This window comes from Streptomyces sp. NPDC034085 (assembly GCF_055575555.1).
Genome location: NZ_JBVISL010000001.1, coordinates 463,892 through 487,927, shown reverse-complemented (window position 1 = coordinate 487,927; position 24,036 = coordinate 463,892). Strand labels below are relative to the sequence as shown.

Below are 24,036 nucleotides of genomic sequence, written 5' to 3'. Positions count from 1 at the left end.
GTAATGCTCATGACGGCTCCGAGGTCAGAGCGGGGGTGCCATCGGCTTTGGGGGGTGCGTAATGTGGCGGAAACCACCACTGGCGATACTGGACGGGCCCGACTGCGCCCCCCGTCCTTTTGGGGTGGTGGTGCACAGATCGTCTGAACTGCGAGGATGAAGGCATGGACAAGCAGCAGGAATTCGTCCTCCGGACGCTCGAGGAGCGCGACATCCGCTTCGTGCGCCTGTGGTTCACCGATGTGCTGGGCTTCCTGAAGTCCGTCGCGGTCGCCCCCGCCGAGCTGGAGCAGGCTTTCGACGAGGGCATCGGCTTCGACGGCTCCGCGATCGAGGGCTTCGCCCGGGTCTACGAGTCCGACATGATCGCCAAGCCGGACCCGGGCACCTTCCAGATACTGCCGTGGCGCGCCGAGGCCCCCGGGACGGCCCGGATGTTCTGCGACATCCTGATGCCGGACGGCTCCCCGTCCTTCGCGGACCCCCGCTACGTCCTCAAGCGCATCCTCGCCAAGACCTCCGACCTGGGCTTCACCTTCTACACCCACCCGGAGATCGAGTTCTTCCTGCTGAAGGACAAGCCGCTGGACGGCACCCGGCCGGTCCCGGCCGACAACTCCGGCTACTTCGACCACACTCCGCAGAACGTGGGCATGGACTTCCGCCGCCAGGCGATCACCATGCTCGAATCCATGGGCATCTCCGTGGAGTTCAGCCACCACGAGGGCGCCCCGGGCCAGCAGGAGATCGACCTGCGCTACGCCGACGCCCTCTCGACGGCCGACAACATCATGACCTTCCGCCTGGTCATGAAGCAGGTCGCGCTGGAACAGGGCGTCCAGGCCACCTTCATGCCGAAGCCCTTCTCCGAGTACCCGGGCTCCGGCATGCACACCCACCTGTCCCTCTTCGAGGGCGACCGCAACGCCTTCTACGAGTCGGGCGCCGAGTACCAGCTGTCCAAGGTCGGCCGCTCCTTCATCGCGGGCCTCCTGCGCCACGCGGCGGAGACGGCGGCGGTCACCAACCAGTGGGTCAACTCCTACAAGCGCATCTGGGGCGGCTCCTCCCGCACCGCCGGCTCCGGCGGCGAGGCCCCCTCGTACATCTGCTGGGGCCACAACAACCGCTCGGCCCTGATCCGCGTCCCGATGTACAAGCCGGGCAAGACGGGCTCCTCCCGGGTCGAGGTCCGCTCGATCGACTCCGGCGCCAACCCGTACCTCACGTACGCCGTACTCCTGGCGGCGGGCCTCAAGGGCATCGAGGAGGGCTACGAACTCCCGGCGGGCGCCGACGACGACGTCTGGGCCCTCTCCGACGCCGAACGCCGCGCGATGGGCATCGAACCCCTCCCGCAGAACCTGGGCGAGGCCATCTCCCTGATGGAACGCAGCGAACTGGTCGCCGAAACCCTCGGCGAACACGTCTTCGACTTCTTCCTGCGCAACAAGAAGCAGGAGTGGGAGGAATACCGCTCGGAGGTCACGGCCTTCGAACTCCGCAAGAACCTCCCGGTGCTGTAAGGGCAGGTCAGCGGCGGTACCCCAGTCAGACGGCACCCCGGGCCAGCGGCAGTCAGCCGCTGGCCCGGATCCGTCTCACCCCTCCTGGGCCGTCTGTGGGCCGTCGCCCGTCGGATCGGCGGCCTTGTAGACCTCGTCCACGGCCCGCAGCGTGCGCTCGTGGCCGCTGACCCTCTCCGCGAGCGGGGACCGGGACGCCGACCTGAAGTTCTGGCATCACGGCGGCGAGAAGCTCGCCTGCACCACGGACGCGGGCGAGGAGAAGCTCCGCGACCGGCTCGCCGGCCTCGCGGACGTGGTCTCCACGGGCAGGACGACCTTGCCGCCCGCGGCATAGAGCGGCTGATGGTCGAGGGCGGGGGCCAGATCCACACGGCGTTCTTCTCCCAGGGCTTGGCCGATGAGATCCACCTCGCCATCGCCCCCCTAGTGGTCGGCGACCCGGGCGCCCCCGCTTCTTGCACCCCGCCAGCTACCCGGGCGGCTCCACCCGCCGGATGCACCTCGCCGAGGCCACCACCATCGGCGACGTGGTCCTGCTCCGCTACCTGCCCAAGCAGGAGGGATCCGCGTGACACGCCGACGACTTGATGTGGATGGAGCGGGCCATCGAGCTCTCCCGCAAGTGCCCGCCGGCGGACGGCGCGTTCTCGGTCGGCGCCATCATCGTGAGCGTTGACGGCGAGGAGCTCGCCAGTGGCTACTCCCGCGAGACGGACGCCCACGTCCACGCCGAGGAATCGGCCCTGGCCAAGCTCCCGGCGGACGACCCGCGCCTGGCCGACGCCACCATCTACAGCACCCTGGAGCCCTGCTCCGAACGCCGCTCCCGCCCCCTCACTTGCACCCAGCTCATCCTCCGCTCTCCGATCCGCCGTGTCGTCATCGCCTGGCGCGAGCCGAGCCTCCTGGTTGCCGACTGCGTGGGCGTCGAAACCCTTCGCTCGGAAGGTGTCGAGGTACTGGAACTCACAGATCTGGCCTACAACGCTCGGATGGTGAACTCCCACCTGCTCTCGTGAGCAGGGGTTGGCACTGAAGCTGACTAGCGACCCCTACATTGACTTCTGAGTATATTTGGTCGGGTTTAGGAAGGTATCTGCAAACTCTGGCCCTCTGCGAGGTTGGAGGATTGCCTCTGTGGCAACCACTTTGAGTTCGCGTTTACTGCAACAGTAACGCCCCTGACGCTTACGGTGAGGGGCCTACCCTCTTCGTCTCCGGTATGGGTTCCATCGGGCTTGAACTGCATGTGGTTCTTAACTTTTTCCTCGAATTCTGCGGCCTCATCTGGCGGTACACCCATCGCCATCAGCCCAAGGCCAGGTTCCCACAGGAACCATCGGGTTCCGCCATTTGGGTAGATTGCGAGGATCGTAGTTGCAGGCAATGGGGGAGTTTCAGGCCATAGGTTCCTGTCGGCCCACTCGCAAGCGTCCTTGTACACCCCCCACCCGGAGATCAGATCGTTCAGGGTGGCTACCAGGTTGCGAGAATCGATTCTCGTGCGAGAACTGATCTGCTGACACAGGTCTCGAAAGAATGAGAGTCCTTCCGGGTAGGAGAGTGCTGCCAGTTCGAGGGATGGTCCAATCCGGTGGATGGCGGGTCCCAGAGTCCGGCTAAATGTGCCGAGGGTCCCACCTACACTGCCGTGCGTCACCTGCGACAACAGTCGGTATGTATCGTAGTCCGACTCGAAACCGTTCTTCTTTGCGCGATCGTAGAGGTTCTCCCTCGCCCAATCCTTCTTGAAAGCGTTTCCGTATCGAGTGATTGAAGCGGAGTAGTCCGCTAGTCCATCGCGTCCGAGCTTCCTTCTTCTGTGAAGCTCTCTCTTCTGCTGTGCACTTCGGAGAAGAGGGAGTCGCTTGGTTGTTCTCGCTAGTATTTGATTGGTGATCGTTCGGTGTGCAGTGTAGCGCTCCGAGGCTTCGCTTTCAGCCGCCACATAGCAGTAGTTCACGAGGTGTTCGTAGAGCGATCTCGATGTGCGGGCCGCACTTCGCCCATCGCCATCCCACAGGGATTTTAGTAGGATTGTGAAGTCGTTTAGGGCGTGATTGAAAATGAAGGAGCATGCTTCGTCTTCTGTGTGATTCCAAAAGGATCGAGAGAATATGTGAAGCTCGACTTGCGTGGCGTTGAGTGTATCGCTGAGCACTGATAGTTTCGCCTGGAGCGCGTTTTCCAGCTCTCTGCCTACTGAGATTCCAAATCGGCGAGAGGGCGGGACTGAAAGATCGACACGACTGAAGAGGTCCATCGCGCTCCTATGTGAAGGTGCCTTCTTGTGAAAGGGGTTCCGCGGCTTCGCCTGCTAGTCGGGGTCTGGCAAGGCTGGTAGCTGTCCTCCGAATTCCTGGCGCGATTCTGATTAGCTGTTCGGCGATGAAATTAACATCCTGGTGAATGTTTCGGTAGTCGAACCGCAGATACTGTAGGCGGGCCAGTCGTGCCAAATTTTCGGGAAGGGCCTCGTGATTTAAACGAGAAGCCCCGGAGAGGAGGATGGGAATTACCTTGCGGTCGAGCTGGAGGGCTTGTTCGATTTCCCATGAGACCCACACTCGCTCCGTGGCGGGCGTGGATGCTTCTTCGGTGAGCTTAGCCGACCAGTCCGGATCTATGATGGCGAGCAGAATTTCACAGCCGGCTATCGCGTCTGAGATTGCCTCAGCATAGTCGGCGCCGGGGTCGATAGACCTAGCTGCTCGGAATGTGCTTCCTTCCGCAAGGCGCGCTGACAGCAATTCGTCAAGTAGAGCGGCGGCGTAAGCTCCGCCCTCTTTGCGGTAGTTGATGAATATTTGGGACAATTTTCCATCTTTCGTGCCAGCGTGATCCGAAATCCTCTTTCTGGAAGGTCTCATGCTTAACTCTCCGCTGCCCTAGGGTAATAGCTGATGTGGTTGCGCTGGATGTTGAGCGTGGCGCCGTGCCAAGCGCCTGGAGGAGAGGGTGACCTTGACGGAACCTCAAGGTGAGAGGTCCGCGCCGGAGTCGAGCGGAGTGCGACCCCGTGTTCCCGCGCAAGGTGTCGGCGGCGTGCTGTCTCGCGAGGATTTGCTGGACTTGACGAAATGGCACATTGACAGGTATGACCGCCTGCGTTCTTCGACGTCCGTTCGGGCCTCCGTTCTGCTTGGGGCAAACGCCATTCTGGCTACTAGCTCACTGATTCTCCTGAACTATCACTTGCAGAAGGTCAGAACCTCACCCGTGTGGTGGGTGGAGTTACCGTTCGGCCTGATGGCCGCCGCCGCGCTGTCCCTAATCCTGAAGAGTCTCTGGAGTTCGATCAACGCCATTGCGGCGCGGAAGACGGTGCGGTCGCTGCATGCGGCTGAGATTCCTTCGAGGTTCTTGTTCAACTGGGGTGACACGCTAAAGTCCGTCGATGGGCATAGCGACTTTGTGGGAAAAGTGAGGGTGCTTGATCTTGACGCGATACTAGGTCACGCTGTTGCAGAGCTATGGACTGATATTCTTCAACACTCTCAGAGGCATCAGCACCTCCGATCGGCAATCGGCACATTCCGCTACTGCGTCCTAACTTTGGCGCTGCTTGCTGTCTTTACGTTTGCTACAGCGCTGCGCTAGAGCCTTCTTTCAAGAAGCCTTGGTGGATTTCCTTGATGGGGTGAGCGCGGGGTAGAGAATTCTATTTTCGAGTCGCGTGACATCGGCGGAACGCTGGCCTGCGCATCGCGTCTAATGCAGGCCTGAGGTGTAGCTTCACGCACTGCAAATCTGCTGCGCGAGAAACTGGCTGCTTGGTGAGGTTACACCTGCGGAATGCTCGGATACTGGGAGGGGGCTTTGCAAGAAGATGGTGCTGCGTTGGCGTATGAAGAGCAGATCGTGTGGACAGAGGAGATCGAAGAGTTCGACTACGTTCGGCAGTCCTGCACCTAGCGTCTTCGACGCGGCGAGGGCCTGTGGCTTGGAGGGTGCCGGCGCGTGGGTACGCCGTCCTCAAGCGCGATGCCCCGAGCGGGGTCGTGCCAGGCAAGTTCGTGAGGCGGGTCTTCTGGGTGAAGGAGCACGACCGCTCCGAGCAGCCGCGCGGCATCTACCGGACCTCGGCTCCAAGCGGGGCTGTTGACGCGCGGACCGTTGCGCCCGGCGTCTGGGGTGAGCTGACGGAGCGGGCTTGGGGGTGTCCGCTACCTGCCGAGTAGGGAAGTCTGCCGGGCATGGGCTGCCGCCTCTGGGCCCGTCGGAGGGCGCCCGGGGCGACCAGCGTCGACTAACTACGACGTCTACGACGCTGCCGGGTGCAGGTCAGATGGCGTGGGCCGCAGGTGGCTGGAGCCGGGCATGACTTCCTGCGCAACAAGAATCAGGAGTGGGAGGAGTACTGCTCGGAGGTCACGGCCTTCGAACTCCGCAAGAACCTCCCGGTGCTGTAGCCGCAGCTCAGCGGCAGTACCCCCGCACCACGACCCTCCGGGCCGACGGCACTCAGCCGTCGGCCCGGAGCCGTTTCAGGTCCTGGGCGTTCCTGCGCCAAGGGGGTGCGCGCGGTGAATGGCTACGGCTTGGCGCACGTGAGGGTGACCTGGTCGCTGCGGGCGCTCAGGTTGGCGGACGGGACGTGCAGGGTCATGAACACGCTCTGGGAGGCTCCGTTCACGGTCGGCGACAGCTCGACCACCTTGAGCAGGGAGACGCCCTGGGTGCCGGAGTCGAAGTGGGCCGTGCCCTTCGCGAAGGGTTCGGAGCTGGAGGCGTACGTCCAGTAGTAGGCGACGTCACCCGTGCCGGTTCCGGTGATCTTGCCGTCGAACTCCGCCTTGTTCGGCTTGGAGCAGTCGACCACAGTGCCCGGCTTGGTGAGGGTGACGACCTCGACCTTGGTGACCTTCACCTTGCCCTGCTTGCCGCCGCCGTCGTGTTCGCCCCGGGCCGGGGTGAGGCAGCCGATGCGGTTGCCCTTGGAGTTGACGGTGTACTTGCCGTAGCGGACGCCCTGCTTGTCGAGGGTGCCCTCGTCGCCGACGCGGGTGCGCTGGTCGGTGCGCGGCCCCTTGATCGTGACGGACTGGCCCGGCTCGAACCCCTCCAGTACGAGGGTGTACGAGGTGTTGCGGCCCTCGCCGGTCGCGACCAGCTCGCAGGAGGCGGCGGGCAGGGCCGCCGGTGCGGCGAAGGCCGGGGTGAGGGTGGCCGCGGAGAAGAGGAGCGGGGCGGCGAGAAGAATGAGGTGGCGGTGCTTCATCGTGCTGCCCTCCGGGACGGAAAAGCCCCCGATGTGCCGTTCCCAGGATATCGGCGGCGGCCGGGCGGGGCAGGCCGGGCGGCTCCGCCCCGGCGGAGGTCAGGTGCCGGGCGGAAGGACGGCCGGGTGCCAGGTGGGGTGGGGGGCGGTGGGGCGGGTCGTGGTGGTGTGGAGCCGGGCGTCCAGGCCCAGGACCGCTGTGGTCGTGGTGCCGGCCGGGTCGAGGACGGCGGAGGGGGCGCCGGCGTAGAGCATCCGGGACTCCGTCCAGGCGGGCGGGCCGCCCAGGGTGGTCGCCGCGACGGTGCCGGTGTCCGCGCGGCCAGCCACCGTGCGGCCCGCGACGCCGACCGCGCCGTAGCCCGCACGGCCGCCGGACTCGGAGACGCCGGAGACCTGTGGGCCGCCCGTGCCCGCACCCGCCGTGACCAGCGCGCTGCGGACCACCCCGGAGTCGGGGCGGCGGAAGTAGAGGCGGACGCCCGCGCCGTCCCGGGCGGCCGAGAGCGGCACGGTGGTGGCCGGCAGGCCCGTGGGGAAGGGCCCGGCGAGCGGGGCGCCGGGGGCCGGCTGCGTCCAGGCCAGGACGGACGTGGTGGTGGTGGCGTAGACGTGGCGCCGGCCGGCCGCGTCCACGACCGCGACCGGGTCGCTCTGGAGGTCCTCGCCGCCCAGCTGCTGCCAGTCGGTGAAGGCCCCCGACGGCTGCTGGAGGCGGGCACGCAGGGTGCGGCGGGTGTCGCGGAGGTAGACAGTGAGGCGGCCTTCGGCGTCGACGGCGGCCGAGGGGGCGCTGACGGCCGAGGTGCCGGGCTCGTCCCCCGGCTCGGGGGTGCCGAGCGAGGTCCACGCCCCGAACGGGCCGTCGGGCGCGGCCTGGACGGCGTACACGACCTCGCGCCGGTAGTCGGCCGGCCGGGCGCCGAGCGTGGTGCGGGTGGCGAGGACCGCGACGCGGCCGTCGGGGAGGCGGGCGGTGGTGGCGCCGGGGTCGATGCCGGTGCCGGGGAGCAGGGCGGGCCCGGTCCAGGCCCCGGCCCGGTCCCGGCTCCAGACGGCCATCCGGCCGTCCAGCGCGGCGAAGGCCCACAGCCGGCCGGGGGTGCCCTCGGTGAGCCAGGAGGTGGTGTCGGCGCGGGCGTAGCGCAGGGACTGGGCCCAGTTGCGGCCGGTGGGGCTGCCGGCCACCTTGCGGTCGCCGCAGCCGGAGGGGGAGCCGCAGTAGTCGGCGCGGTCCTGCCAGGCGTAGGTCTTCAGGAAGCCGGTCTTCGTCTCGGCGGTCTGCGGGTCCAGCGCGTGCGGGAGGGTGCCGTTGTGGTAGCCGAGGTAGTTCTGGACCGAGAACCGCGGCCGGTCCGCGACGCGCTCGGCGTACACGGCGGTGGCGGCCTGCACGAAGCGGGCGCCGTACATGTGGTCCTGGTGGTCGGTGTACTTGCCGGTGTCCGCGTAGCGGTTCGGCGTCGGGTCCTGCATCCGTATCGTCGTCGGCCGGTACCGCTCCAGGACCCCGGCTATGGACTCGACCACCTGGTCCCTCGTGTACGAGAACTCCTCCTTGACCGGAGTGCCCGTGGTGAGCTGGGAGCCCAGCGCCGCTATCCGGCCGTTCCACAGGCCGCGCAGGCTGTCCGGGTTCTCCGCGGCCGGGTTGCGGGCCTCGCGCAGCTGGAGCCAGACCAGGTGGACCTGGGGGCGGGCGACGAGGACGTCGAGCTCGGCCTGTCCGCCGCCCGCGGTGGGTATGACCGTACGCTGCCACGCGCTGGTGCGGTCTCCGGTGGCCATCTGGGCGTAGGCGGAGCGTATGCCGTTCTGCCGGGCCTCCGCGTACCGGGCGCGGTCGGCGGGCTGTTCCGGGTCCTTGGCCTCGCCGCCGCGCGCCTCGTTGCGGCCGTCGGCTTCGCCGGAGGTGAGGTAGGCGGTGGTGACGGGGACGCCGGCCAGCAGGGAGCGGCTGAGGTCGGGGTTCATGAAGAACAGGTCGTCGTCGGGGTGCGCGACGATCTGGACGACCGTGCCGGAGGTGGTGCTGGCGGGGAGGGCTGCGGCGGGGTTCTTCCCCTGGCTGGTCTCGGCCGCGGTCTGCTGGCCGGAGGCGAGGGACAGGACACCGGAGGCGCCCACGGTGAGCATGGGCAGCACGGCCGCGAGGAGGAAGCGGCGGCGGGAAAGGGGCATGGTCACGGCCTCTTGAGGTCGCTTCGGGCAGGAAGAACCGCTGTGCAGTCAGTGAGAGGCCAAATCGGGGGAGTTGGTTCACCGATTTCGCCGATGACGCGTGCTTTTCCGAAAACGACCGGTTGTGATGGTGCCCTTTCGTGTCGCCGCGGCGCCCAACGGTCCGGATCGTGGACGCGGTTGGGGGTCGGCCGGACCCGGGGGCGCCGCGCGGCTGTCCCCCGCGGACGTCTCACGTGAATGCGGGCGGGTCGTTCCCCCGCACGCCGTTGGATTCAGTCCGAAATAGTCACAAACGCCGCATACTTCGCCGGTCCCGAGGGCGCGAGGGGCGCTCGTCCCGGCGCTCCCCGCGAGCGCCGCCGGGGCCGACCTGCCCGAGTGCTTCGGCCGCCGGGCGACCGCGACCGGCTCCGGGGCGGCAGGGGGAACGACACGCTCCGGGCGGGCTCCTCCGGCGACCGCCTCGACGGGGGGCCGGATGCCGACGACTGCGACGGCGAGGCGGGCTCCGGCGACGTCGCGAGGAGGTGCGAGACGGTGGGCGGCCTCCCGTAGACCGCCGCGCGGGCTCGCGCAGGACCGGAGACGGGACACCCTCCCCGACGCGGCGTCCCCCGCACGCGTCACGGCCCGACGGGCGCCCGCGCGCCCGGGGCCGGCCGGGACGCGGGGCCCCTACGGAGCGGTGTTGCGCGGCCCCACCGGCTGCCACGGCGCCAGGTAGGCGTCGGAGTCCTCCGCCGAGGACGTGACGTACAGCCGTGCGTCGAGGCCGACCACGGCCAGGCTGACCAGGTTCCTCCCCGTCATCGTGCTGGACGGGGCCCCGACGAACATCAGCGGCGAGCGCTGCCACGCCCCGCCCGGGCCCAGGTCCGAGCCCAGCTGCCCGCCCGCCGAACGGCCCGCCAGCACGTGCCCGCTGGCCGTCACCGGGCCGAAGCCCTGGAGGCCGCCCAGGTCGGTGAGGTGGTTCACCTTCAGCCCGCCGTCGCCCGTCACCAGCGCCGAGCGCACGTTGCCCGACCCCGGCTTGCGGAACCACAGCCGTACGCCGCCCTCGCGCCCCTGCGCCGTCAGCGGGAGCGTGGTGTCGGGCAGCCCGGTGGCGGTGGGCGGGCCCAGCGGGGCGCCGGGCTCCGGCTGCGCCCAGCCGGTCACCGTCTTCGTGGTGGCGGCGAAGACCATCCGCCGCCCGGCCCCGTCGGTCGCGGTGGCCGGGGTGCCGTGCAGGTCGGAGCCGCCGAGGCTCTCCCACGGGCCCCACTCCCCGTCCGGGCGCCGGACGCGGCCGCGCAGGGTGGAGGCCCCGTCGCGCACGTACACGGCCAGGGCGCCGGTGCCGTCGACGGACACGGCGGGGGCGCTGATGTCGGAGGTCCAGGCGTCGTCGGCGGCCTCCGGGGTGCCGAGCGACTCCCAGGGGCCGAACTCCTCGGAGCCGGGGGCGCGCTGGACGGCGTACACGATCTCGCGCAGGTAGTCGGCCGGCTTGTCGCCGAAGGAGGTGCGGGTGCCGAAGGCGGCTATCCGGCCGTCGGCGAGGGTGACGGTGGAGATGCCCTGGTCCATGCCGGTGCCGGGCAGCAAACGGGGGCCGCTCCAGGCGCCGATCAGGCCGCTGCGGTGCCAGAGCGCGACCTGGCCGTCGAGCACCTTGAAGGCCCACAGGCCGTGCTCCCCGTCCGAGGCCAGCCAGGAGGTGCTGGTGCCGCGCGCGTAGTTGACGGTCTGCGTCCAGCGGTTGCCCGAGGGGTGGTCGGCGACCTTGAGGTCGCCGCAGCCGGCCTCGCTGCCGCAGTGGTTCTCCTGGTCGAGCCAGGCGTAGGTGTCCAGGATGTCCAGCTTCTCTTTGGCCTCGCCGGGGTCGAGGGTGCTGGGGAGCGAGCCGTTGAAGTAGCCGATGTAGTTCTGCACGGCGAAGTGCGGGCGGTCCTTGACCTCCCGCGCGTAGGCGGCCGTGGCCATCTGCACGAAGCGGGCGCCGTAGAAGTGGTCCTGGTGGTCGGTGTACCGCTTGGTGCCGGGGTACCGGCCGGGGGTCGGGTCCTGGGCGCGGACGGTGGTGGGCCGGTACCGCTCCAGGATGCCCCCGATCGTCCGGACGACCTGCTCCTTGGTGTACGTGAACCCCTGCTTGACCGGGGAACCGGAGGCGAGCACCGACTCGAGGTGCGGGACCCGGCCGTCCCACAGGCCGTGGAGGCTGTCGGGGACGTCGGTGTAGACGTTGCCCGCCTCGCGCATCTGCAGCCAGACGAGGTTGATCTCGGGCTTGGCGACGAGGACGTCGACCTCGGCCTGTCCGCCGCCCGCCGTCGGGATCACGGTGCGCTTCCAGGCGCTGCTGCGGTCGCCGGTGGCCATCTTGGCGTAGGCGGCGCGGATGCCGTTCTGGCGGGCCTCGGCGTAGGCGGGCTTGTCGGGCGGGGTGGAGGCCTGCTTGGCGGCGCCGGCGTTGATGCCGTCGGCTTCTCCGGAGGTGAGGTAGACGGAGGTGACGGGGTGGCCGGCGGCTATGGAGTACCGCAGGTCGGGGTTCATGAAGTACAGGTCGTCGTCGGGGTGGGCGACGATCTGGAGCACCCGGCCCGGGTCGGGGGCGTCCACGGCGGTGGCGGTGGTGGCCCGGGAATCGGCGGCGGTCGGCGCGTCGAAGGCGGCGAGGGCCTCGTTGCCCCGGAGGATGAGCATGCCGGCGGCTGCCGTGGCGGCGACGAGGCCGACGGCCTTGACGGTCTTCCGCGCGGCGGGGTGGCCTGCGGCCGCACCGCGACTCCGGCTCGGCACGTGCCACCCGGCGGCTTCGGCGGGCTCGGCGGCTCCGGCGGTGTTCGCCGTGGCTTCGGTCGGGCTCGCGGCGGCTTCGGCGGTGCTCGCCGTGGCTTCTGCGGTGCTCGCGCCGGCTCCGGCGTCGGCGCTTCGCGCCGCAGCCGGTACGCCGGGCGCGGCAGCGGGGCCGGCGGCGGCGCTGTCGCCGGGTTCGCCCTTGGCAGGGCGAAGGGCGGAGGTCCCGCGCTGGTGGGGGAAGCGTCCAGCGGGGCTCGACACCCGGTCGGGCTCCGGCGAGGAGAAGGGCGTCGCGGCGGAGCGGACGGGTCCGTCGGACATGGGGGCTCCTCGCGGCCGGTCGGGTGGGGACCGGGCCCCCTCAGGCATAGATCTACAAGTAAGCAGATAATCCGATAAGCCGCCTCATGATATCGGCCACGGTGACCGGTGAGTCGAACGCCTGCTCCGGCTAGGCTCGCTCCCAGGCCGGCGGCCAGACCAATCCGCAGCGACACACTCGGGAGGCGGCGGGATGACAGTCCCGGGACGCAGGAGCAGCACTTTCATCAGGCTGCTGCGCAGCGGGTTCACCGACCCCACGCACGCCGCCCGGCTCCTCGACGCCGACGCGCTGGCCGCCGTACGCGCCGACCCGGTCCTGCTCGACGCCCTCGGCGCCACCGCCGACCCGGACCTCGCCCTGCACGGGCTGGTGCGCCTCGCCGAGGCCCAGACCCCCGAGGACCTTCCCCGGCTCCTCGACACCCTGGTCAGCGCCAAACCCCTGCGCGACCGGCTCCTCGGCGTACTCGGCGCCTCCGAAGCCCTCGCCGACCACCTCGCCCGCCACCCCCGCGACTGGCATGCCCTGGTCACCTACGAGGCCGCCGACCTGCACCCCGGACTCGCCGAGTTCGAGCAGGGCCTCGCCGACGCCCACGACCCCGTCGGCCTGCGCGTCGCCTACCGCCGCTGCCTGCTGTCCATCGCCGCCCGCGACGTCTGCGGCACCACCGACGTCGCCCAGACCGCCGCCGAACTCGCCGACCTCGCCACCGCCACCCTCCGCGCCGCCCTGCGCATCGCGAGCGCCGCCGCCCCCGAGGACGCCGCCTGCTGCCGGCTCGCCGTCATCGCCATGGGCAAGTGCGGCGGCAACGAGCTCAACTACGTCTCCGACGTCGACGTGATCTTCGTCGGCGACGCCGCCCCCGGAGCCGACGAGGGCAAGGCGCTCCAGGCCGCCACCCGCCTCGCCTCCCACCTCATGCGGATCTGCTCCGAGACCACCGTCGAGGGCACCATCTGGCCCGTCGACGCCAACCTCCGCCCCGAGGGCAGGAACGGCCCCCTCGTCCGCACCCTCTCCTCCCACCTCGCCTACTACCAGCGCTGGGCCAAGACCTGGGAGTTCCAGGCCCTGCTCAAGGCCCGCGCCGTCGCCGGCGACCCCGACCTCGGGGCGCAGTACGTCGCCGCCATAACCCCCCTCGTCTGGCAGGCCGCCGAACGCGAGAACTTCGTCGCCGACGTCCAGAAGATGCGCCGCCGCGTCGTCGACAACATCCCCGCCGCCCAGGTCGACCGGGAACTCAAACTCGGCCCCGGCGGCCTGCGCGACGTCGAGTTCGCCGTGCAGCTGCTCCAGCTCGTCCACGGCCGCAGCGACGCCACCCTGCACTCCGGCACCACCCTCGACGCCCTGCACGCCCTCGCCGCCGGCGGCTACGTCGGCCGCGCCGACGCCGCCCAGCTGCACGACGCGTACCGCTTCCTGCGCGCCATGGAGCACCGCATCCAGCTCTACCGGCTGCGCCGCACCCACCTCGTCCCCGAGGACGAGTCCGACCTGCGCCGCCTGGGCCGCTCCATGGGACTGCGCACCGAACCCGTCGCCGAGCTCAACAAGGCCTGGCGCCGGCACGCCTCCGTCGTGCGCCGCCTCCACGAGAAGCTCTTCTACCGGCCCCTGCTCGACGCCGTCGCCCAGCTCGCCCCCGGCGAGACCCGGCTCTCCCCGCGCGCCGCCGGCCAGCGCCTCGAAGCCCTCGGCTACGCCGACCCGGCCTCCGCCCTGCGCCACCTGGAGGCCCTCGCCTCCGGCGTCAGCCGCAAGGCCGCCATCCAGCGCACCCTGCTGCCGGTCCTCCTCGGCTGGTTCGCCGACTCCGCCGACCCCGACGCCGGACTGCTGGGCTTCCGCAAGGTCTCCGACGCCCTCGGCAAGACCCCCTGGTACCTGCGGCTGCTGCGCGACGAGGGCGCCGCCGCCGAGAACCTCGCCCGCGTGCTCTCCGCCGGACGCCTCGCCCCTGACCTGCTCATGCGAGCCCCCGAGGCGGTCGCCCTGCTCGGCGACCCCGAAGGCCTCCAGCCCCGTACGGCCGAGGCCCTCGAACAGGAGGTGCTCGCCGCCGTCGGGCGCGCCGACAGCGCCGAAGCCGGCGTCGCCGCCGCCCGCGGGGTCCGCCGCCGCGAGCTGTTCCGCACCGCCGCCGCCGACATCATCGGCTCCTACGGCACCGAGGACAATCCCGCCGAAACAGACCCCGGCGCCCTCGTCGACCGGGTCGGCGACGCCGTCTCCGACCTCACCGCCGCCACCATCGCCGGAGCCCTGCGGGCCGCCGTGAGCGACCAGTGGGGCGAGACCCTCCCCACCCGCTTCGCCGTCATCGGCGTCGGCCGCTTCGGCGGACACGAGCTCGGCTACGGCTCCGACGCCGACGTGCTCTTCGTCCACGAACCCCGCGAGGGCGTCGACGAACAGGAAGCCGCCAGGGCCGCCCAGACCGTCGTCGCCGAGATGCGCCGGCTGCTCCAGCTGCCCACCGCGGACCCGCCGCTGCTCATCGACGCCGACCTGCGCCCGGAGGGCCGCTCCGGACCCCTCGTACGCACCCTGTCCTCCTACGCCGCCTACTACCGGCGCTGGTCCCTGACCTGGGAGAGCCAGGCCCTGCTGCGCGCCGAGCCCGTAGCCGGCGACACCGATCTGGGCAGCCGCTTCATCGAGCTGATCGACCCGCTGCGCTACCCCGCCGAAGGCCTCGGCGAGGACGCGGTCCGCGAGATCCGCCGGCTCAAGGCCCGCATGGAGGTGGAACGCCTGCCGCGCGGCGCCGACCCCACCCTGCACACCAAACTCGGCCGCGGCGGCCTCAGCGACGTCGAGTGGACCGTCCAGCTGCTCCAGATGCAGCACGCCTGGGCCGAACCGGGCCTGCGCACCACCCGTACCCGCGCGGCCCTGGCCGCCGCCCACGCCGCCGGACTGCTCCCCACCGAGGAGGCGCAGACCCTTGACGAGGCCTGGGTCCTCGCCACCCGCGTCCGCAACGCCGTCATGCTGGTCCGCGGCCGCGCCGGCGACACCTTCCCCTCCGACGCCCGCGAACTGGCGGCCGTCGGCCGCTACCTGGGCTACCCGGAAGGCAGGGTCGGCGAGATGCTGGACGACTACCGCCGCATCACCCGCCGCGCCCGCGCGGTGGTGGACGAACTGTTCTACGGGGCATAGCGGCTGACTGGTGGTCAGCCCGTCGCTCCCGCATGGTCCAATGGCCCGATGGCATGGGACGAGTGGGACAGGGCGAAGGCCGATGCGGCGGCCCGCAACACGCCGATGCGGCTCAACCAGGTGCCGGGAGGAGCGGCCGACGCCGACCTCGTGGTGCACCAGGACGACCTCGGCGCGGTGGGCCACGAGGCGTTCGCGCTGCACGGCCGGCTCCAGAAGCAGGCCGACATCGCGGGAGCGGGCATCGACAACGCGGGCTCCGGCTCGACGATGCAGGCCGCCGCGGCCTTGAAGGCGAGCGGCTTCGCGCTCGGCGGCGAGCTGGAGACGACGGTGTCGGTGTGGACCTCGCAGGTCAAGGCCGTCCTCCAGGCGTGCGCGCACATCTCGAACCACCTGGACTACTCGAAGAAGGCGCACGCCGCTGACGACGACGCCATCGCGGCGTCCCTGCGCAACCGGGACGGCTCGGCCGTTGCGGTCTCGCGCCTCACCGAGTACTTCAGGTAGGGGGACGGGCGTGAACTACGACCAGCTCATGCAGGTCGACCTCGCCAAGCTGGGAGCGGCGGTCGCCGACTGGAAGCGGATGGCGGGTGACGTGCAGCGCCTCGGGGGCGATGCCCGCGACGGGCTGAAGGCGAAGGCGGCGGGGGCCCGGTGGGAGGGCGTCAACGCGGGAGTGACGCGGGCATTCGTCGACAAGACGGTGAAGGAGTTCGAGGACCTCCACACCGAGGCGCGGAGCGTCTTCAGCGTGATGGACGACGCCCACGCCGAGCTCAAGGGCTTGCAGCAGCGGGCGAGGAACCTGACGGAGGACGCCAAGGAGAACGGCTTCACCGTATCGACGGGAAATGGCGGGGCGGTGGTCATCGCCGAGGCCGTGGAGTGCTCGGCATCCCGCGACCAGCGCACCGCCGACCTCATGCGGTGGTACGCCGACGCGCTCACCGACGTCGTGACCCACGCGGCAGAGGTCGACGCGGCCGCCGTCAAGGCCCTCCGGGCCAACCACGGCGGCGACCCCCACAACGCAGGGCACGCCGCGTACACCTCGCTCGACCAGGACATGCTCCCGAGGGCCCTGAAACTGGCCGCCCTGGGCGAGGACACCAACGAGAAGCAGCAGAAGGAACTGCGGCGCCTGTGGCAGTCCCTCGGCCCCGAGTCCCGTGCACAGCTGTGGACACGGCACAAGGACGACCTGATCGCAGCCGGCCTGCTGACGCCCCAGGTCAAGAGGGTGGCGGCAGATCCGGGAGCAGGTCCGTACGACGTGGAGTCTCCGGGGCCGTCGGACTACTGGAAACTGCTCCAGGCCAAGGGGATCTCCAACGCGGGAGACTTCCTCGGGATGCCCGACGCCGCTCGGCACATGGACCACTACCTGCGGGGCATGGGTACTCCGCTTGATCTCGATGTCGACCGGATGCTGACGGATGACGCCCTCCTGCGGCAGAGGTCGGAGGCCCAGCGTGCTGCGGAAGAGGGCGAGTGGCGCCGCCAGGCAGTGGAAGCCTTCGAGAAATCGGGCGGTAAACCGGTCGCCATCCCGGTCGAGACCGCGGGAACCGGCTACAAGCACGCCGACGGCGTGGGCCCCGAGCGGAACTGGTACCTGGCGGTCGGTGCAGGAATGACGAACACGACCGGGGTCGTGACAGCGGTCCCCGGCCCCGACGGCAAGCCGCAGGTGGCCGTCGACTACCAGGTGAACGTCTGGGACCGCTACAACTGGGACGCGGGGAAGTTCACGACCATCGGCCCGACCGAGGTGACCGATGCGGACATGGCCCGGTTCCACACGACCGGCCTGGCGAGGGAATTCGACATGAGGGGAAGCAGCTCGGTGCAGCAGCACGACCTGGACTCCGGTGGCCCGGGACCGGCCCCCGTGGAGCCGGGCCGTGACGGCACCCGCGCCGACCTGGGCCGGAACGGAGACGCACGGTGAACGTGAGCCGTACGAGGCTCGGGGCGTTCTGCGGCGGCCTGGCGGTGGCGGCCGGCACGGTTGCCGGGTGCACGGGCGGCCCGGCCCAGCAGAGGGTGCCGTACTTCAAGGAGGGGGTCACCGCGTCGGCCGTGGCGGAACACCTGCGCGTGGCCCTGCCGGCTACGGCGACCGATGCCAGGGCCGCGCACCAGGTCGCCCACCACGACGACTCGCTCCTGCTGTCGTTCGTCTTGCCGACCGGAGAGGTCGACGCCTTCGTCACTCAGCTCCAGTCCGAGAACCCGGTACGGACCGGTAGCCCCATCGGCACTGCGGAGAGGGCGTTCGCCCCGCTCGGCCTGCCGGAACCGGCCACGATGCCGGGCGTGCGGGGAGCCCAGCTGTGCGCACCGTGCATGGAGAGGGACCTGGACTTCCTCGACCTGGCGGTGGCACCGCTCGACGAGAAGAGCAGCCGGGTCTACCTCCGGGCCGTCGACTGAGGAAGCCGCGTCCCCCGCCCTTGACCGGGCCGTGCGGGGCTAGACCCGCCGGAAGCGGTTCAGGAGTTCCGTTGCCGGGTGGGGGCCCGTCGGGAGGGGGCGGCGGGGGAGGTGGTGGGGGAGCGAGCCGTACCAGGTGCGGGAGACGGCGAAACCGAAGGCCAGGCACAGCACGCCGCCGACGGCGTCGAGCCAGAAGTGGTTGGCGGTGGCCACGATCACGACCAGGGTCAGCGTGGGGTAGAGGAGGCCCAGGATGCGGGCCCAGGGCGCGGAGGCGACCGCGAAGATCGTCAGCCCGCACCAGAGCGACCACCCTATGTGCATGGACGGCATCGCCGCGTACTGGTTCGACATCTGCTTCAGGTTCCCGGAGGCCATCGAGCCCCAGGTGTGGTGCACCAGCACGGTGTCGACGAAGTGCTGCCCGTTCATCAGCCGGGGCGGCGCGAGCGGGTAGAGGTAGTAGCCGACCAGGGCCACGCCCGTGGTGGCGAAGAGGACGAGGCGGGTGGCGGCGTAACGCCCGGGATGGAAGCGGTAGATCCACACCAGCACGCCGATCGTCACGATGAAGTGCAGCGTCGCGTAGTAGTAGTTCATGCCGACCACCAGCCACGTCACCGAGTTCACGGCGTGGTTGACGGTCTGCTCCACGGCGATGCCGAGCCCGCGCTCCACGCTCCAGATCCAGTCGGCGTTCGCGAGCGCGGCGGCCTTCTGCTCGGGCACGGCGTTGCGGATCAGCGAGTACGTCCAGTAGCTGACGGCGATCAGCAGGATCTCGAACCAGATCCGCGGCCGACGCGGGGCCCGCAGCCGGGTGAGCAGCGCGGGGTGCGGCTCCGGACGGGAGTCGATCACGGCCACGGTGGGTGACGAGACGTCCGTCCCGGTATCCAGTGTCTTCACGCTCGCTTCACCCATGGGGAGAGAGTCTGCCAGATGCCTTCCCGCCTCCGATCATCCCTCGGGACGGTCTTCGGCGCCTCCCCTCAACCCTGCGGACTACCCTCCGCAGCGACCCGTGGCACCTAGGTGCTACGCCGCTGCCCCGGCCCCGAGGCGGTCGAGCCGCGGACCACCAGCTCGGGCAGGAAGACGAACTCGCTGTGCGGGGCCGGGGTGCCGCCGATCTCCTCCAGCAGGGTCCGCACGGCCGCCTGCCCCATGGCCTGCACCGGCTGGCGGATGGTGGTGAGCGGCGGATCGGTGAACGCTATGAGGGGGGAGTCGTCGAAGCCGACCACCGACACGTCCTGCGGCACCCGCAGCCCCTGCTGCCGGGCGGCCCGGATCGCGCCGAGCGCCATCATGTCGCTCGCGCACACCACCGCCGTGCAGCCCCGCCCGATGAGCGCGGCCGCCGCGGCCTGACCGCCCTCCAGGCTGTAGAGGGAGTGCTGGACCAGCTCCTCCACCTCGGCCTCGCCGAGCCCGAGCCGCTCCCGCACCGCCGTCCGGAAGCCCTCGATCTTGCGCAGCACCGGCACGAACCGCTTGGGCCCGACCGCGAGCCCGATCCGGGTGTGCCCGAGCGCCGTCAGGTGGGTCACGGCGAGCTGCATCGCCGCGCGGTCGTCGGGGGAGACGAAGGGGGCCCGCACCTTGTCGGAGAAACCGTTGATGAGGACGTACGGGACGCCCTGGCCGCGGAGTTGGTCGTAGCGGCCCATGTCGGCGGTGGTGTCGGCGTGCAGGCCGGAGACGAAGATGATCCCGGAGACCCCGCGGTCCACCAGCATCTCGGTCAGCTCGTCCTCGGTGGACCCGCCGGGCGTCTGCGTCGCCAGCACCGGCGTGTACCCCTGGCGGGTCAGGGCCTGGCCGATGACCTGCGCGAGGGCGGGGAAGATGGGGTTGTCCAGCTCGGGGGTTATCAGCCCGACGAGGCCGGCGCTGCGCTGGCGCAGCCGCACGGGGCGCTCGTAGCCGAGTACGTCGAGCGCGGCCAGCACGGACTCACGGGTGCCGGCGGCCACGCCGGGCTTGCCGTTGAGCACGCGGCTGACTGTGGCTTCGCTGACCCCCGCCTGGGCTGCGATGTCGGCAAGCCGTGCGGTCACGGGATTGGACTGTACCGGTAGCCGGCTCACATCGCCCACCACGTGCAGGAATCCGCGGGAAGACGGACCGTGCGGCCGTCCGTCTCCACCGGGGCGCTGGAGAGGACGGGCCGGCCGGGGGAGGGGAGCTCCACGGGGGTCGGCCGGGTGTTGAGGGTGCAGGCGAAGCCGGGGCGGGTGAAGAGGAGGACGCCCTCGGGGGCGGGACACCAGCGCATGCCCCGGGCCCGGACGGCGGGTCCCGCGCCCGCCCCGGGCCACTCGTCGCGCGGCCCGCCCTGCCCCGACTCCGGCGCCCCCAGCCCCGGCATGGCCCGGCGCAGCTCCAGGGCGGCGCGGTAGAGCTCCAGGGTGGAGTGCGGGTCGCCGGTCTGCGCGGCGACGCTCAGCCCCGCCCATCCCCGGGGCTGAGGGAGCCAGCTGCCGCCGGCGCCGAAGCCGTACGGGGGCTCGTCGCCCGACCACGGGATCGGTACGCGGCACCCGTCGCGCAGCCCCTCCTGCCCGTCGGCCCCCTCCTGCCCGTCGGCCCCGCCGCTCCCCACCGCGGGCCGGCGGCGGAACGCCGGGTCCTGGCGGGCCCCGTCCGGGATGTCCGTCACCTCCGGCAGGCCGAGCTCCTCGCCCTGGTACACGTACGCCGACCCCGGCAGCGCCAGCATCAGCAGCGCGGCCGCCCGCGCCCGGGCCAGCCCCCGCGCCCCGCCCCCGTACCGGGTGACGTGCCGTACGACGTCGTGGTTGGACAGCACCCAGGTCGTCGGCGCGCCCACGGAGGCGGTGGCGGCCAGGGACTCGTCGATGACGGTCCGCATCGCGGCCGGGTCCCAGGGGCAGTTCAGGAAGCGGAAGTTGAAGGCCTGGTGCAGCTCGTCGGGGCGCACGTACAGCGCGAGCCGCTCCGAGGTGGGCGCCCACGCCTCGGCGACCCCGATGCGCTGGCCCCCGTACGAGTCGAGGAGGCGGCGCCAGGAGCGGTGGATCTCGTGGACCCCGTCCTGGTCGAAGAAGGGCAGCGGCTCCGTGCCGATCAGCGTGGCCTGCGCGCCGCGGCCGATGTCGGGCAGGCCCGGTGCCTTGACCATGCCGTGGGCCACGTCCACCCGGAAGCCGTCGACGCCCAGGTCGAGCCAGAAGCGCAGCACCGAGGCGAATTCCCGGGCGACCTCCGGGTGCTCCCAGTTCAGGTCGGGCTGCTCGGGCGCGAAGAGGTGCAGGTACCACGCGCCGTCCGGCACCCGGGTCCAGGCGGGGCCGCCGAAGACGGACTCCCAGTCGTTGGGCGGCAGCGCCCCGTCCGCGCCGCGCCCCGGCCGGAACAGGTACCGCTCGCGGGCCCCGCTGTCCCCGGCCAGGGCCTCGCGGAACCAGGGGTGGTCCTCGGAGGTGTGGTTCGGGACCACGTCCACGATCACCCGCAGGCCGAGCGCGTGCGCGGCCCGTACGAGGTCGTCGGCGTCGGCGAGGTCGCCGAAGAGGGGGTCGACGGCGCGGTAGTCGGCGACGTCGTAGCCGCCGTCCGCCTGCGGGGACACGTAGAAGGGGGTCAGCCACACGGCGTCCACCCCGAGGCGGGCCAGGTGGGGGAGCCGCTCGCGCACCCCGCGCAGGTCCCCGACGCCGTCGCCGTCGCTGTCGGCGAAGGAGCGGACGTACACCTGGTAGATGACGGCATCGCGCCACCAGCCGACTCCGACCGTCGGGTCGCTGGAAGCTCTTGCAAGCGGGACGGCCGTCAACTCGTGCTTCATACCGCAGTCAACGCGCGTACACGCCCCGTGGTTGCGGGCCTGTGGGGTCGAAGCGGACTCGGAATCACAGCAAGCTGCGGCAACCGTCCGGACACACGGATGTAACGATCAGCTCCGCTTGCAGAAAATTGCCGCAAGGTCTTTCCGTCGGCTTTCAGGCTTGTTACGTTCCTCGCAACTCGGGACCGCGAGGGCGCGGCCGGGATCATCGAAGGAGTTCATATGCGGCGTGGCATAGCGGCCACCGCGCTGGTCGCGACCCTGGCGCTCGCGGCGACGGCTTGCGGCGGTGACACCGACGACAACGGTGGCGGGACGAAGGCCGGCGGCGAGCTGTCCGGCACCGTCACCTGGTGGGACACCTCGAACGACGCCGAGAAGGCCAGCTTCCAGAAGATCGCCGAGGCCTTCACCGCGAAGCACCCGAAGGTGACCGTCAAGTACGTCAACGTCCCGTACGGCGACGCGCAGAACAAGGTCAAGAACGCCTTCAGCAGCGGCGCCGACGCGCCCGACGTGATCCGCGCCGACGTCGGCTGGGTCGCCGACTTCGCCTCCCTCGGCTACCTCGACGAGGTCCCCGCGGACACCGCGAAGAAGATCGACGCCGAGTTCCTGCCGCAGGCGGCCGCCAGCGGCAAGTTCGACGGCAAGACCTTCGCCGTCCCGCAGGTCATCGACACCCTCGGCCTCTTCTACAACAAGAAGATGCTCGCCGACGCCGGCGTCCAGCCGCCCAAGACGCTGGAGGAGCTGAAGACCGCCGCCGCCGCCATCAAGGCCAAGAGCGGCAAGACCGGCCTCTACCTGCGCGGCGACGACTCCTACTGGTTCCTGCCCTTCATCTACGGCGAGGGCGGCGACCTCGTCGACGCCAAGACCAAGACGGTCACCGTCGACAACGCGGCCGGCGTCAAGGGCTTCAAGGCCGCCCGCGACCTGGTCGCCTCGGGCGCGGCGGTCACCAACGCCACCGACGGCTGGACCAACATGCAGACCGCCTTCAAGTCCGGGGAGGTCGCCATGATGATCAACGGCCCCTGGGCCGTCGCCGACAGCTACGCGGGCGAGCAGTTCAAGGACAAGTCGAACCTCGGCGTCGCCCCCGTCCCGGCCGGGTCCGCCAAGGCCGGCGCCCCGCAGGGCGGCCACGACCTCGCCGTCTACGCCGGCTCCAAGAACACCGCCGCCGCGCACGCGTTCGTCGAGTACATGACCTCCCAGGAGGTCCAGGTCCAGTCCGCCAAGGACCTGAGCCTGCTGCCGACGCGCACCGCCGCCTACGAGCAGCCGGACGTCAAGAGCAGCGAGATGGTCCAGTTCTTCAAGCCGGCCGTCGACAAGGCCGTCGAGCGCGCCTGGATCCCGGAGAACGGCTCCCTCTTCGAGCCGCTGAAGGTCGAGTACACCAAGGCCGTCACCGGCACCTCGACCCCCGAAGAGGCGGCCAAGGCGGCCGGCGTCGAGTTCCGCAAGATCCTCAAGGGCTGGAAGTAGTACGAACGATGGCTGCTGACACCAGCCGGTCGGTGGCGAAGGCCGCGGACGGCGAGACGACCCTCGCCGGCCGCGGCCCCAGCCGCACGACTGCCAGGAGCAACCGCGGGAACGGCGGCGCGGGCAACCGCGGCCTCGCCCGCGCCCTCGCCACGCACTGGTACGCCTGGGCCATGACCGCCCCGGTGGTGCTCGTCCTAGGAGTGATCGTCGGCTGGCCGCTCGTACGCGGCGTCTACCTGTCGCTGACGAACGCCAACGAGCGCAACGTCGCCCGCACCATCGGCGTGCGCCACATCGACGCCACGTACGAGTTCGTCGGGCTCGACAACTACACGGCGGTCCTCGGCGACCCCGTCTTCTGGCAGCGGCTGGTGTGGACGGTGGTGTGGACCGTCGCCTGCGTGTCGATCACCTTCGTCCTCGGCCTCACCCTGGCCACCATGCTCAACCGGCAGTTCCGGGGCCGCGCCGCCTACCGGATGGCGCTCATCCTGCCGTGGGCCGTGCCCGGCTTCGTCTCCGTCTTCGCCTGGCGGTTCCTCTTCAACCGCGACAACGGCATCCTCAACAAGGTCCTCGACGGCGGCGGCATCGCAGCCGTCCCGTGGCTCGACGACCCCACCTGGGCCAAGCTCTCCGTCATCGCCGTCAACGTCTGGCTCGGCATCCCCTTCATGATGGTCGCCCTGCTCGGCGGCCTCCAGTCCATCCCCGGCGAGCTGTACGAGGCCGCCGAGATGGACGGCGCCGGACCCTGGCAGCGGTTCCGGCACATCACCCTGCCCGGACTGCGCGCCGTCAGCATGACGGTGATCCTGCTCTCCACCATCTGGACCTTCAACATGTTCCCGGTGATCTTCCTGCTGACGCGGGGCGGACCGGGCGACTCCACCGAGATCCTGGTGACCCAGGCCTTCCGCGAGGCCTTCATCGCGAGCCCGCGCGACTTCGCCGGCTCCGCGACGTGGGGCGTCCTCATCCTCGCCCTGCTCATGATCTTCGCGCTGGTCTACCGGCGCTCGCTGCGCAAGCAGGGAGAGGTGTGGTGACC

Annotated in this window: 20 protein-coding genes and 2 pseudogenes; 13 read left to right on the top strand and 9 right to left on the bottom strand. The window is 70.4% G+C overall.

Annotated elements, in window-relative coordinates; translation table 11 throughout:
- The first annotated feature begins 164 nt into the window (after positions 1-164).
- The 4 genes and pseudogenes from ACZ501_RS02275 to ACZ501_RS02260 all read left to right on the top strand — a co-directional run bounded on the left by ACZ501_RS02275 (position 165) and on the right by ACZ501_RS02260 (position 2,548).
- Positions 165-1,526, top strand: a complete 1,362-nt coding sequence (locus tag ACZ501_RS02275; RefSeq protein ID WP_007263785.1) for a glutamine synthetase family protein — start codon at positions 165-167, stop codon at positions 1,524-1,526.
- 151 nt (positions 1,527-1,677) lie between these two features.
- Positions 1,678-1,863 carry a hypothetical protein gene (locus tag ACZ501_RS02270; RefSeq protein ID WP_468791848.1) on the top strand — a complete coding sequence of 62 codons (186 nt, stop codon included), beginning with the start codon at positions 1,678-1,680 and terminating at the stop codon, positions 1,861-1,863.
- Positions 1,864-1,871: 8 nt separating this feature from the next.
- Positions 1,872-1,940 (top strand): annotated as a pseudogene (locus tag ACZ501_RS02265) (deaminase); the annotation flags it as partial.
- 176 nt (positions 1,941-2,116) lie between these two features.
- Entirely contained in the window at positions 2,117-2,548 is a 432-nt protein-coding gene (locus ACZ501_RS02260; RefSeq protein ID WP_468792652.1) for a cytidine/deoxycytidylate deaminase family protein, read from the top strand.
- Positions 2,549-2,613: 65 nt separating this feature from the next.
- Here ACZ501_RS02260 and ACZ501_RS02255 read toward each other — a convergent pair whose 3' ends face one another.
- From ACZ501_RS02255 to ACZ501_RS02245, 3 genes are all read right to left on the bottom strand, one after another.
- Complete coding sequence (locus tag ACZ501_RS02255) at positions 2,614-3,792, bottom strand: DUF5677 domain-containing protein (protein ID WP_468791845.1); 1,179 nt, start codon at positions 3,790-3,792, stop codon at positions 2,614-2,616.
- 7 nt (positions 3,793-3,799) lie between these two features.
- Positions 3,800-4,399: a toll/interleukin-1 receptor domain-containing protein gene (locus ACZ501_RS02250; protein WP_468791843.1), complete on the bottom strand. Its 600-nt coding sequence runs from the start codon at positions 4,397-4,399 to the stop codon at positions 3,800-3,802.
- 321 nt (positions 4,400-4,720) lie between these two features.
- Complete coding sequence (locus ACZ501_RS02245; RefSeq protein WP_468791840.1) at positions 4,721-4,900, bottom strand: hypothetical protein; 180 nt, start codon at positions 4,898-4,900, stop codon at positions 4,721-4,723.
- A gap of 492 nt (positions 4,901-5,392) precedes the next feature.
- Between ACZ501_RS02245 and ACZ501_RS02240 the strand changes: the two genes are divergently transcribed.
- Together ACZ501_RS02240 and ACZ501_RS02235 are read left to right on the top strand one after the other, a co-directional pair.
- The gene (locus ACZ501_RS02240) at positions 5,393-5,710 is read left to right on the top strand and encodes a DUF6009 family protein (protein ID WP_468791837.1); all 318 of its coding nucleotides are present in this window, start codon (positions 5,393-5,395) and stop codon (positions 5,708-5,710) included.
- A gap of 144 nt (positions 5,711-5,854) precedes the next feature.
- Positions 5,855-5,941 (top strand): annotated as a pseudogene (locus ACZ501_RS02235) (glutamine synthetase); the annotation flags it as partial.
- A gap of 122 nt (positions 5,942-6,063) precedes the next feature.
- Here ACZ501_RS02235 and ACZ501_RS02230 read toward each other — a convergent pair.
- Positions 6,064-6,750: a hypothetical protein gene (locus ACZ501_RS02230; protein ID WP_361607082.1), complete on the bottom strand. Its 687-nt coding sequence runs from the start codon at positions 6,748-6,750 to the stop codon at positions 6,064-6,066.
- A 99-nt stretch (positions 6,751-6,849) separates the two neighbouring features.
- A complete protein-coding gene (locus ACZ501_RS02225) occupies positions 6,850-8,931 on the bottom strand; it encodes a PIG-L family deacetylase (protein ID WP_468791834.1) in 2,082 nt (693 codons plus the stop codon).
- A gap of 240 nt (positions 8,932-9,171) precedes the next feature.
- On the opposite strand from ACZ501_RS02225, the gene ACZ501_RS02220 reads away from it, so the two are divergent.
- The gene (locus ACZ501_RS02220; protein ID WP_361600926.1) at positions 9,172-9,489 is read left to right on the top strand and encodes a hypothetical protein; all 318 of its coding nucleotides are present in this window, start codon (positions 9,172-9,174) and stop codon (positions 9,487-9,489) included.
- A gap of 120 nt (positions 9,490-9,609) precedes the next feature.
- Here ACZ501_RS02220 and ACZ501_RS02215 read toward each other — a convergent pair whose 3' ends face one another.
- Complete coding sequence (locus ACZ501_RS02215; RefSeq protein WP_361600923.1) at positions 9,610-12,045, bottom strand: PIG-L family deacetylase; 2,436 nt, start codon at positions 12,043-12,045, stop codon at positions 9,610-9,612.
- A 193-nt stretch (positions 12,046-12,238) separates the two neighbouring features.
- Here ACZ501_RS02215 and ACZ501_RS02210 point away from each other — a divergent pair, with 193 nt between their 5' ends.
- From ACZ501_RS02210 to ACZ501_RS02195, 4 genes are read left to right on the top strand one after another with little or no spacing between them, the layout of a single operon-like run.
- The gene (locus ACZ501_RS02210) at positions 12,239-15,226 is read left to right on the top strand and encodes a bifunctional [glutamine synthetase] adenylyltransferase/[glutamine synthetase]-adenylyl-L-tyrosine phosphorylase (RefSeq protein WP_361600920.1); all 2,988 of its coding nucleotides are present in this window, start codon (positions 12,239-12,241) and stop codon (positions 15,224-15,226) included.
- A 48-nt stretch (positions 15,227-15,274) separates the two neighbouring features.
- A complete protein-coding gene (locus tag ACZ501_RS02205) occupies positions 15,275-15,736 on the top strand; it encodes a hypothetical protein (RefSeq protein ID WP_361600917.1) in 462 nt (153 codons plus the stop codon).
- Between the two features lie 10 nt (positions 15,737-15,746).
- A complete protein-coding gene (locus ACZ501_RS02200; protein ID WP_361600914.1) occupies positions 15,747-17,183 on the top strand; it encodes a hypothetical protein in 1,437 nt (478 codons plus the stop codon).
- A gap of 2 nt (positions 17,184-17,185) precedes the next feature.
- Entirely contained in the window at positions 17,186-17,668 is a 483-nt protein-coding gene (locus ACZ501_RS02195) for a hypothetical protein (RefSeq protein ID WP_468791831.1), read from the top strand.
- 39 nt (positions 17,669-17,707) lie between these two features.
- Here ACZ501_RS02195 and ACZ501_RS02190 read toward each other — a convergent pair whose 3' ends face one another.
- The 3 genes from ACZ501_RS02190 to ACZ501_RS02180 all read right to left on the bottom strand — a co-directional run bounded on the left by ACZ501_RS02190 (position 17,708) and on the right by ACZ501_RS02180 (position 21,485).
- On the bottom strand, positions 17,708-18,595 hold the full coding sequence (locus ACZ501_RS02190; RefSeq protein ID WP_468791828.1) for a phosphatase PAP2 family protein: 888 nt from the start codon (positions 18,593-18,595) through the stop codon (positions 17,708-17,710).
- Between the two features lie 107 nt (positions 18,596-18,702).
- Positions 18,703-19,734, bottom strand: coding sequence for a LacI family DNA-binding transcriptional regulator (locus tag ACZ501_RS02185; protein ID WP_361600905.1), 1,032 nt, complete (start codon positions 19,732-19,734; stop codon positions 18,703-18,705).
- A 26-nt stretch (positions 19,735-19,760) separates the two neighbouring features.
- Entirely contained in the window at positions 19,761-21,485 is a 1,725-nt protein-coding gene (locus ACZ501_RS02180; RefSeq protein ID WP_468791825.1) for a glycoside hydrolase family 13 protein, read from the bottom strand.
- A 222-nt stretch (positions 21,486-21,707) separates the two neighbouring features.
- On the opposite strand from ACZ501_RS02180, the gene ACZ501_RS02175 reads away from it, so the two are divergent.
- A complete protein-coding gene (locus ACZ501_RS02175) occupies positions 21,708-22,982 on the top strand; it encodes an extracellular solute-binding protein (RefSeq protein ID WP_361600899.1) in 1,275 nt (424 codons plus the stop codon).
- Between the two features lie 8 nt (positions 22,983-22,990).
- Positions 22,991-24,034 (top strand): carbohydrate ABC transporter permease, encoded by a 1,044-nt coding sequence (locus tag ACZ501_RS02170; protein ID WP_361600896.1) that lies wholly within the window; start codon positions 22,991-22,993, stop codon positions 24,032-24,034.
- Positions 24,035-24,036 lie beyond the last annotated feature (2 nt).